The following is a 9,607-nucleotide window of genomic DNA, read 5'->3' as shown; positions in this document are numbered from 1 at the left end:
GGGGTAGCCCTACGCAAAAATAGCTCGATGCCAGGATTTTTAATTCAAACAATACCTCCAAGCTCACATCACAGCTCGGAGGTTTTTGTTTATCACCCACATTCCGCACTTCAATTTTAAATATAAAGAAACATTTTTACACTTACCAGAGCTGCGATCGCAGAGTGCAGAATATAGGTTCAATGGCTGAAACCATTGTCATAGTTTGTTTATGGAAAACACCAAAATTTTCAAACTAACCCGAGGAATGTCGGTTCTTTCTTTGCTTAATACCCACATTCCGCACTTCAAAATGTATTATCTATCTTTTCAATAAAAATTCCTAATAATGTTCAAATTATTAAGTATTAATATTGAATACCATTGGCGATTTATGTTGTTGATTTAACCATTTTTTTCCACCTATGGGAAATCTACGCATATTACACGATGAAGTGCGGAAAGTCGGTTAATACAGTCATAGCGTGGGCGACAGTATTCTGGGTATTTTTTCTTTAGCATCTGTTTTATCCAGATGATGTCTATCTGCTGGCAGGAGATGAAGTAGTAATCAGCAAATCGGGCAAAGAAATCTATCGGTTGGAAAAATTCTTTTCCAGTTTATTCAGTAAGCCTGTGCAAAATGGCCTGATGACGTGAACCCAAGTGGGTACGGAGTAAGCATTTATTCCCTGATTTAAGCAATACTCCCCCGCTTTCTGGCTTCTTTGTACGAAGTTCCCACATTTTTCAAACCAGCTTTAATCATTTGTTGTTCAAGGAGGGCAAAGAAACGCGTTCTATCGCCACCTTTTACCACTGCTTGATTATGGGCTTCTGCGATCGCTACTGGGTAGCCATATCCTTTTTGCACTTGTGCTAGCATTAGCCCCAATGCTTGGTCTAGTATGGTTACATTCTCTGCTACCCATGCTGGAAATTCGATCCGGGCGATTTCAGTACCAACGTGGACATAGCAAAAGTAAATGGTTTGGTCTCCGTAGAGTTCGAGAATGGGGGAATTACTGCGCCACAGGGTACTGCGTTGTCCTGGCTTGAGTCGGGTTGCCCAAACAGAAGTATCTCGCAACTGTTCAAAAATTTTACAAGCTACTTTTTCTAGCTGATTTGGGCAATAAGTTTTACAATCTGGCACTGGATGAGGACAAGCTAACAACCGTAAAAAGTTCATTGTTTCGATGCTGCCAGAGGCACTAAGATAGCCCATCAATGGAATTTGAGCGTCACGCATTTGCTGCCAAGCTTCCAGGATGGGGGGTAAAATGCGATCGCGTGCATCCATCGGCAATTGTTCTAAAAACCAGTAAATTAAAGAACCATCTACCATCGCCAATGCTGGTGCTTCCCCTTTCGCTGCACATGCAAGTTCTGCCAACACCGTTATTTCTGAAGCAGTGCGGCGGAAACTCATCCATTCTTCGGTTCTAATTCCCCACTGCCGGGACATATATAAATCTTCCGGGCGGTAAAATACCTCTGCCAAACTATCAAGTAATGGATGGCGATTTTGTCCGTAGTGTAAAACTACTCTGCCAATATTCAGGAGATAACAATAAGCAATTTCGTGATGGTTGGGGGCAATTTGGGAACCATCGGTGGCGATGACTGTATGTATTTTTGGAGGAACTGAGATATCAATGCAGGTTTCTAACGGCTCAATTGGGGTAGCATTAGCAAAAAGAATGCGATCGCGCCATTTTTCTTGGCGATCGATTAAATCTTGTTGAGACTCGTAAGCATTTTTGAGATGCTGTTGCGCCAATTCTAAACGCTGGCGACTGGCAACAGCTTCTAAAGTAAGATGCTGACTTAAACCCTGCATTTGTTGTGCCAGTTTTGTAAGGTCAAGCATAAAAGTAAGTGCTAAATCAGGAGTAAATAGTTATAAGTTATTATTTCACCTAAATCGAAAAACGTAAGCTTCTGATTTCTAATCTTTGCTATGTATCCCACTTCGTTACCATTTTGCGTCGGGATAAATTCCGAAGCTAATAACTAAAATTCTCTTCAAACGACTAAGTAAATGATTTTAGTCCATTTGAGAGCCAGGAAATTAAGTTCCTGGCGGGATACCCATAAACGCAACAATTTGACTATTACAGAAATCTGAACAATGGCAAGCTCTTTTAGGGTAAAGGTATTAAGAGATTATTGCAACATATTTCATATATTTAAAGCCAAGCAGAGAAATCTTTGGAAAAATGAGACAATGATAACAGATGAATTCGCGGCTCATTTTGGGCGGCTTCCCGTTCTGCTTGGGTATTATAACCCCAGTCTGCGAGGAAGAGTTTCACATCTTCAAGGTCTGCTTGCTGTTGGACTAACTCCAAAGTCTTGAGTCTATCTTCTACAAACCAGAGACTAACTGCCTTGTTTTCTGCTTCTTGCTTTAAATTTCGCAGAATTTCATATTTAGGACGCTTGACTTCTTTGCCAATAATTGCTTCTGCTGGGAAATTCACTCCTTGTTGTTGCAACAACTGCTGGACAAAACGCCCTTCTTTAGTTGTCACAATGTATAGCTTAACTCCATTGTCAAGAGTTAATTTAATTTTTTCTACTACACCTGGATAAAATCTATGCAGACTTAGCCAACCGTCTAAATCTGTGGTAATCCATTCATCTCGTTGATTATCTAGCTTCGCAGCAATTTCTCTTGCTTGCAGTTTGTCATCTAACAAAAGTTTTGGGGCGATGGTTGCCCATTCATGAAGAATTTTATCATCAAGAATTCCATCTACCAAGGCTTTGATTAAAAGGGGCATTTCCCAGCCTGTTTCAATTACAGGTCGTAGGCGATAGAATCTTAAAGCTAAATCATCTGGTGGTGTGTCGTTAGCAAAAGACCAAATTTCACAGTAGGTACGCCATGCTACCTCAAAATATTCAATTAGTCCGTCGCATATGACTCCATCAAAGTCTAGGGCTAAAATTGTGGGACTACTTGCTGTCATTGTTTTGAGGATGAAACTGCTTTTGCCAGCTTAACTGAACTAGCAATAATTTGTTGTATCACAACTGTAGGCGGGAAAAATAGTCTGGATGATTGTAGGCGATCGCTTTAGCACTTCCAAGCGGGTAACTCTTCATCGCATTGATGATTCCAAACCGCCTTGACCTTTTGCTTCTCAATAGTACCTAGAAACGTACTGTTACGTTAATAATCCGAAATGTCATGATTTTAGTGTGAATCCCTCGGTGTAACTCGACTGACATGTAAGAGGGGATTACTGGCTTCCTAATAAAGCAGAGGAAGTGGTTTCTTTTATACTTAACGAGCGCGTATTACGTACCTGACTTTAAGTCATAGCATGTCTAGTTATTCCTTTACACCTGCTCAGTTGGCGCAGCCTAAGAAGAGAAGAGACTTGGTTATCAAAAGACACAACTAAATAGTGATAAAAGTGGAAGGTTGAGCCAAAAGTATACTTGCAGTGACATTATCCAACTTCGCCAACAGTTGATTGTCAGAACTATTCATAATGAAGGCAATACTTCCTTGTTGCTGTATTAACAATTGACCAAACTTGAGACCACCTGACAAGGCAATTTTGTCCTTACCCACTTCAAAGTCAGTAATGGAGTCTGTGCCGTCACCAAAAGCCAACACAAAGGTGTCAGCGCCATAACCGCCTGTAAGTACATCTTTGCCTCCGCCCCCATAAAGCCAGTCATTGCCTGCGCCGCCTAATAGTTGGTCATCGCCGATACCACCAAATAGCGTATCGTTACCGTTGTCACCCGAAAGCTTGTCATTGCCGCTATCGCCATAGAGCAGGTCATCACCATCATTTCCCCAGAGAGTATCGTTTCCGTCGCCTCCCGAAAGTTGGTCATTTCCTAGATTACCTACGATGGAGTCTCCACCCCCAAACCCATAAATCTTGTTAGCTGGGGCATTGCCTTTTAAGTACTCAGAATTTTCAGTGCCATTGAGAAGATAAATTTCGCTAGCAAGAGGGGGTTTAACTGTGCCACTAATGGCAAAGTTAAAGGGGCTTTCGTTACTATCGTTAGTGGTCAAACTGAAGCTGCCAGCATAGGTTCCAGGTGTAGGTGTATTGGTATTGAGTCCCACCGTTATACTTCTTGAATCATTGGCAGCCACGGTATATGGAAAAGTTCCTACCAAACTAAAGCCGTCGGGGAGTTTGAGATTACCCAAGTTGAGGGTAGCTGTACCCGTATTCTTAATGGTGAAAGTTTTGGTTATGGTACTGCCGAAAGCGACGTTGCCAAAGTCGACGGGAGTGGTGCTGCCATCTGCAATGTCAAGTGTGCCATTGAGAACTTGAATTTCGGGGGCAGGAGCGGGCTTAACTGTACCGCTAATGGCAAAGTCAAAGTTGCTTTCGTTAGGATCGTTGTTGGTCAAAGTGAAACTGCCACCATAGGTTCCAGGTGTATTCGTATTGAGTGCCACCTTTATATTCGTCCAATTATTGACAGCTATGGTACTTGGAAGAGTTCCTACCAAACTAAAGCCGTCGGGGAGTTTAAGATTACTCAGGTTGAGTGCAGATTTACCCGTGTTCTTGATGGTAAAACTTTGAGTTACGGTGCTGCCAAAAGCGGCGTCGCCAAAGTCAATGGCAGTACTACTGCCATCTATAATGTCAACTGTGCCATTGAAAACTTGAATTTCGGGAGCATTAACTTTACCACTAATAGCAAAGTCAAAGGAGCTTTCGTTACTATCGTTGTTGCTTAAACTGAAGTTGCCAGTGTAGGTTCCGCCAGTGGTCGTATTTAGTGCCACTGTTATATTCGTCGAAGTCTTAGCAGCCACAGTACCTGGAAGAGTTCCTACCAAACTAAAGCCGTCGGGGAGTTTGAGATTACTCAGGTTGAGTGCAGCGATGCCTGTGTTTTTAATGGTAAAAGTTTTGGTCACGGTACTGCCAGCAATGACCTCGCCAAAGTTAATGGGGGTAGTGCTGTTATCTGCAATGTCAACTGTGCCATCAAGAACTTGAATTTCGGGGTTAGGAGTCTTATTGGTGGCGGCTTCGTATACGCCAATATCAATCAATACACTGCCGTCCCCATTGCCATCTAGGGGAGTGTTCTTAGTGATGCTATTGAAAGCATTAGAACCACCATCGATCGCAGGACTTCCAGCTTTGAGCCTAAAGTCACCATTCGCTGCATTAATAAATAACGGGTCTTTGTTTAAAACATTTCCCGAGCCTGTGCCTGTAAAAGCTCCGTTGTAAGCAAGGTTATTGTTAAATGAAGTGTTACTAGAATTAACAACATAATTAGCAGCAACTCCATCGGTTGCATACATAATATTGTTATAGACCTGAACATTTTGAGCCTTGTTAAGGAAAATTTCTCCGTCTGGGATTTCTTGTGAATTTTGGTAAGTTGTATTATTTACAATGTCTACAGGGTTTTCTCCTTTGAAAATCTGAATACCTGCGCCACCATTGTTGTAAACTAAGTTATTACTGATTAAGGCTTTGCCCTTGTATGCCTCATTATCAATATAAGAAGTGTCAAGCATTATTCCATGACCCTCTGTTACTTTTCCTGCATTCACCCAAGGAACTAATTGTTTATTATCAAAAGAGGTGTTACCTTCAATAATTACTTTATAATCTGTTACGTTGTTATCGGAATTCCAAAGGTTAAGCATTGTAATTCCTTGGTTTCCATGAGGTGAGTACCAAGCATTTCCAGAAACCACATTGTTCTTTACAGTAATGTAATCTGCTTCGGTTGTTGCAATCCCGGCTCCTGGAAACTTAGAAACGTTGTTATTGCTAATTGTGATGTGATGTGAACGATCGTTTTCGCGGCCGACGTTCTTGATAAATGTAACGTTAATACCGTTCCCAGATGTTGCTGGGTTATTTGAATTGTCTTTATCAGCGATCGCATCCTTTAATGTAGTTTCATCTCGTGCTCCTAGCAGGGTCAGTCCATTAATGACTACATAAGAAGACCCTGTAATGGAGATAGCATTCCAATTGTTTTTGTGTGCTTCTAAAACAGGTGTGTGTCCAGGATAAGCAGTAAATGTGATCGGCGCATTAGCAGTACCGTGCTTATCTGAAATACTCAGGATATTAGAGTAAATATTTGTGTAAGTACCATTCATGACGTAGACGGTATCACCTGCTTGCACCAAGTCCCCAGCTTTTTGGAGGGTGCGAAATGCAGATTTTTCGTTCAAGCCATCATTTTTATCATTGCCTGTTCCAGAAACGTAGTATGTGTTGCCAGCCATAAGATTAACTCCGAATATGTGTAAGGTGAATTGGTAGTAAGTTCTCAGCAATAAATTATGTTGCTAAGTAGTTATTTGAAAGGGTGATTTATCTGGACTTTTTAAGACAGTCGCAGTTGTGCGATGGCTCAAGCGCCCTTTCCGGTGGCGATCGCAAAAAATAAATCGCGTCGTTTGTAGAAAACTGTTGTAATGAAAATTTTTATCTTATTAACCATTGATGGTTAAAGTAGGGATGTCGATACCGTCAATCGTCAGTGTTTTATTGAGGGTAATCGGACAATTTGCACGCAGACAAGGCAGCGCAAAGCCAAAGATGTTTCCTGTCTTCTCTGCGTTTGTTGAGTGGTGAAAGTGGAATTGGTTGAAACTTTAGTAGCTTTACCCTTTAACTTAAGGGAACTAATGTAACAACTTAGTCGAACCTGTTGTACGCGGTGTAACTGAGCCTTGTGGACTCATGTATTAAAACTAACCTTTATATCAGCGAGTCAAATCCGTGAATACGCTGAATATTGTTCTTTTTTTTACAACAAAAGTAAAAAAAATATGGAGGTATCGTAGTGGAGTGCTGTTAATTTCCAGAGTGATATGGGAGTGGAGAGCGCTTTGTGCAAGGATTTAATGAAGTTTATCTAAAAATTTTTAAAGAAGCAATGCCTTATTTACCAAGCGCCCCGCTACCCCTAACAGGATTTTCAAGTCAGGTTATGGTAAATTTTTGTGGTTGCGCTCAAAAAGGAGACTGGAGCGAAGAGGGTTTTGGTCTAGTTCATCAATCTTTGAGATATTTTGGTTTGATGGTGCCAACTTACTTAATCTTTATAATATGAACACTGAAATAAACTCCAGAATACCCGTTGCTTTGACTATTGCTGGTTCAGATAGCGGTGGCGGTGCAGGAATTCAAGCTGATTTACGTACCTTTGCTTTTCACTGTGTCCACGGTACTAGCGCTATAACCTGCATCACGGCACAAAACACTTTAGGAGTGAAAAGGGTTGATGCCATGCCAACAGAGGCTGTTGTGGCGCAAATTCAGGCAGTAGTTGAGGATATTGGCGTACAAGCTGCCAAAACGGGAATGTTGCTCAATCAGGAAATTATCTTTGCTGTTGCCCAGCAGGTGGAAGCTTTACAAATCGATAATTTAGTAGTTGATCCAGTAATGGTGTCACGTACAGGAGCACAATTGATTGATGATGATGCTGTGAAGACTCTATGCCAAGCCCTGATTCCCAAGGCAATTATGATCACACCGAATCGCTATGAAGCCCAAATTTTAAGCGGTTTACAAATTAATTCTTTGGAGGATATGCAAGCTGCTGCTGAAATTATTCACAAGACTTTGCGGACGAAGGCTGTTTTAGTCAAGGGCGGAGGTATGCAGGGAGATTTGCGTGGTGTTGATATCTGGTTTGATGGGGACAAGTTGGAAGTTTTGACTTGCCAGCAAGTAGAGACAAAAAATACCCACGGTACTGGTTGTACACTATCGGCTGCGATCACTGCTAATTTGGCCAAGGGAACAGACTTGTGGCAGGCTGTGAAACAGGCAAAGGAGTATGTGACTACTGCACTCACTTACGCCCTAGATATTGGCGAAGGGCAAGGTCCTATAGGACATTTCTTCCCATTGTTACGAAATTAACCGTTATCAAGGGGATTGGGGAGGCAGGGGGAGATGAGGGAGATGAGGGAAAAATCAATTCAAAATTCACGCATTCAAAATAAACAACTTCTGCCTTCTGCCTCCAATTCCCAATTCCCAATAAAAAATCTTTGCCCTTTCGCCATTTTTCTATTATTCTTGGGCATAGTTTCAGGGCTGACTATCTTTGTTAGCATCTCTGTACGACTTGCTTATCTTGATTTTTAATACCAAGCCCCCGATGCGAACAACCATAGGTTCAGTTCACAGAAATTCGCCAACACCGACTACTCAAGCCTACCCTCCCTCTGTACCACTTTCTGTATACAGGGAATTGTCAACAGAGTTGCAAGCAGCACACGCGAAGCTACATGCACTTACCACCAAAAATCAGCAATTAGCACAAGAAAATCAACTACTACGCCAAGAAATTACCAAAGTTGTTGAGTCTTTTTCTCATTTGCAAAAGTTAGTTGATTCCCATGCTACGCCTAGTTATCACCAAGTCCCCCAAGCTTCTGGTGAGGTTAAAAATGCCGCTAAAGTGCCAGTAACACAAGCACGTCCACGTCAGCAGGTTTCTCGTTCGCATCCACCCGTTATTCCCAAAACGCCACCCGAAAAAAGCCGCCGCCAAGACTTTTCTACACCTGTAATGGAAATGAATTTCCCGATATCAGAACCAGTTTATATAGAAGAGCAACAAGTAAGTTATTATTCCACTACTGAGCCAAATGCTAAGGGACTCAATGGCTGGTGGTTAATTATCACCATATTCTTAATCATGCTTACTGCCTTTAGTGCTGGATATTTCGTTGTGCGTCCCTTGTTTGAACATCAGAAACGTTAGTTAACACTCCCACAGTCAGCAGTGCCATGCTTTCGAGCTACCGAGCAAGTTCTCTGCAATCACTCTCTAAAATATTTGAGCATATCTGCTAAATGGCGGAATTTATTTATTTTTAGGTTATAAAAGCTACATAAAATGCTAAATTGACGGTAACTTGTTTATGTTAGAACCTCAAAGATTATCCAATTAATAAATTCTTGCCGCTTTTCATGTCCCAAACCCTTATGCAAAGCATCTACACTTTAAAAAAGTGGTAATTGTTACATATATTTTAGGAAAAGCACTGCTAGTTACAGCTTCAGACAAAGGATCTGGTTAGATATATAAACGAAGCTAGTAGAAGTCAGGAGTCAAAAAGATGAAAAAAGTAGAAGCTATTATCCGCCCATTTAAGCTAGATGAGGTAAAAATTGCCTTGGTTAACGCTGGTATTGTCGGCATGACTGTTTCTGAAGTCCGGGGGTTCGGACGGCAGAAAGGCCAAACTGAACGGTATCGCGGTTCTGAGTACACCGTTGAGTTTCTACAAAAACTCAAAGTGGAAATCGTAGTTGATGACAATCAAGTTGATATGGTGGTGGACAAAATTATTGCTGCTGCCCGCACTGGTGAAATCGGCGATGGTAAAATTTTCATCTCGTCTGTTGAGCAAGTGATTCGGATTCGCACTGGCGAAAAGAATACAGAAGCAGTTTAAAAAAGTTATGAGTTATGAGTTATTGAGTTATGAGTTATTGAGTTATGAGTGAAGATTTAGTAAAATTCATAACTCCCAACTCCTAACTCCTAACTCCTAACTCCTAACTCCTAACTCCTAACTCCTAACTCCTAACTCCTAACTCCTAACTCCTAACTCCTAACTCCTAAC

The 9,607-nt window shown here is 41.5% G+C and carries 7 protein-coding genes and 1 pseudogene; 5 read left to right on the top strand and 3 right to left on the bottom strand.

Translation table 11 applies throughout. The features are described from left to right. Nucleotides 1-453: 453 nt before the first annotated feature. A pseudogene (locus V7K32_RS08745) lies at nucleotides 454-618 on the top strand (IS4 family transposase); the annotation flags it as partial. A 58-nt stretch (nucleotides 619-676) separates the two neighbouring features. Here V7K32_RS08745 and V7K32_RS08740 read toward each other — a convergent pair. From V7K32_RS08740 to V7K32_RS08730, 3 genes are all read right to left on the bottom strand, one after another. Further along, a complete protein-coding gene (locus tag V7K32_RS08740; protein WP_334992196.1) occupies nucleotides 677-1,852 on the bottom strand; it encodes a DNA double-strand break repair nuclease NurA in 1,176 nt (391 codons plus the stop codon). A 319-nt stretch (nucleotides 1,853-2,171) separates the two neighbouring features. Beyond that, on the bottom strand, nucleotides 2,172-2,957 hold the full coding sequence (locus tag V7K32_RS08735; protein ID WP_334992194.1) for an HAD family hydrolase: 786 nt from the start codon (nucleotides 2,955-2,957) through the stop codon (nucleotides 2,172-2,174). Nucleotides 2,958-3,391: 434 nt separating this feature from the next. Next, nucleotides 3,392-6,238, bottom strand: a complete 2,847-nt coding sequence (locus V7K32_RS08730; protein ID WP_334992192.1) for a choice-of-anchor D domain-containing protein — start codon at nucleotides 6,236-6,238, stop codon at nucleotides 3,392-3,394. Between the two features lie 611 nt (nucleotides 6,239-6,849). Here V7K32_RS08730 and V7K32_RS08725 point away from each other — a divergent pair. The 4 genes from V7K32_RS08725 to V7K32_RS08710 all read left to right on the top strand — a co-directional run bounded on the left by V7K32_RS08725 (nucleotide 6,850) and on the right by V7K32_RS08710 (nucleotide 9,436). Next, nucleotides 6,850-7,071: a hypothetical protein gene (locus V7K32_RS08725; RefSeq protein WP_334992190.1), complete on the top strand. Its 222-nt coding sequence runs from the start codon at nucleotides 6,850-6,852 to the stop codon at nucleotides 7,069-7,071. After that, nucleotides 7,068-7,889 (top strand): bifunctional hydroxymethylpyrimidine kinase/phosphomethylpyrimidine kinase, encoded by an 822-nt coding sequence (gene thiD / locus V7K32_RS08720; RefSeq protein ID WP_334992188.1) that lies wholly within the window; start codon nucleotides 7,068-7,070, stop codon nucleotides 7,887-7,889. The genes V7K32_RS08725 and thiD overlap by 4 nt, the downstream gene beginning before the upstream one ends. Nucleotides 7,890-8,130: 241 nt before the next feature. Then, complete coding sequence (locus V7K32_RS08715; protein ID WP_334992186.1) at nucleotides 8,131-8,739, top strand: hypothetical protein; 609 nt, start codon at nucleotides 8,131-8,133, stop codon at nucleotides 8,737-8,739. 358 nt (nucleotides 8,740-9,097) lie between these two features. Then, the gene (locus V7K32_RS08710) at nucleotides 9,098-9,436 is read left to right on the top strand and encodes a P-II family nitrogen regulator (protein ID WP_229453600.1); all 339 of its coding nucleotides are present in this window, start codon (nucleotides 9,098-9,100) and stop codon (nucleotides 9,434-9,436) included. Nucleotides 9,437-9,607: the final 171 nt, after the last annotated feature.

The organism is Nostoc sp. (assembly GCF_036917635.1).
Taxonomy (GTDB): domain Bacteria; phylum Cyanobacteriota; class Cyanobacteriia; order Cyanobacteriales; family Nostocaceae; genus Nostoc.
The sequence above is the reverse complement of the archived record's forward strand: the minus strand, read 5'-3'. Positions and strand labels throughout refer to the sequence as shown.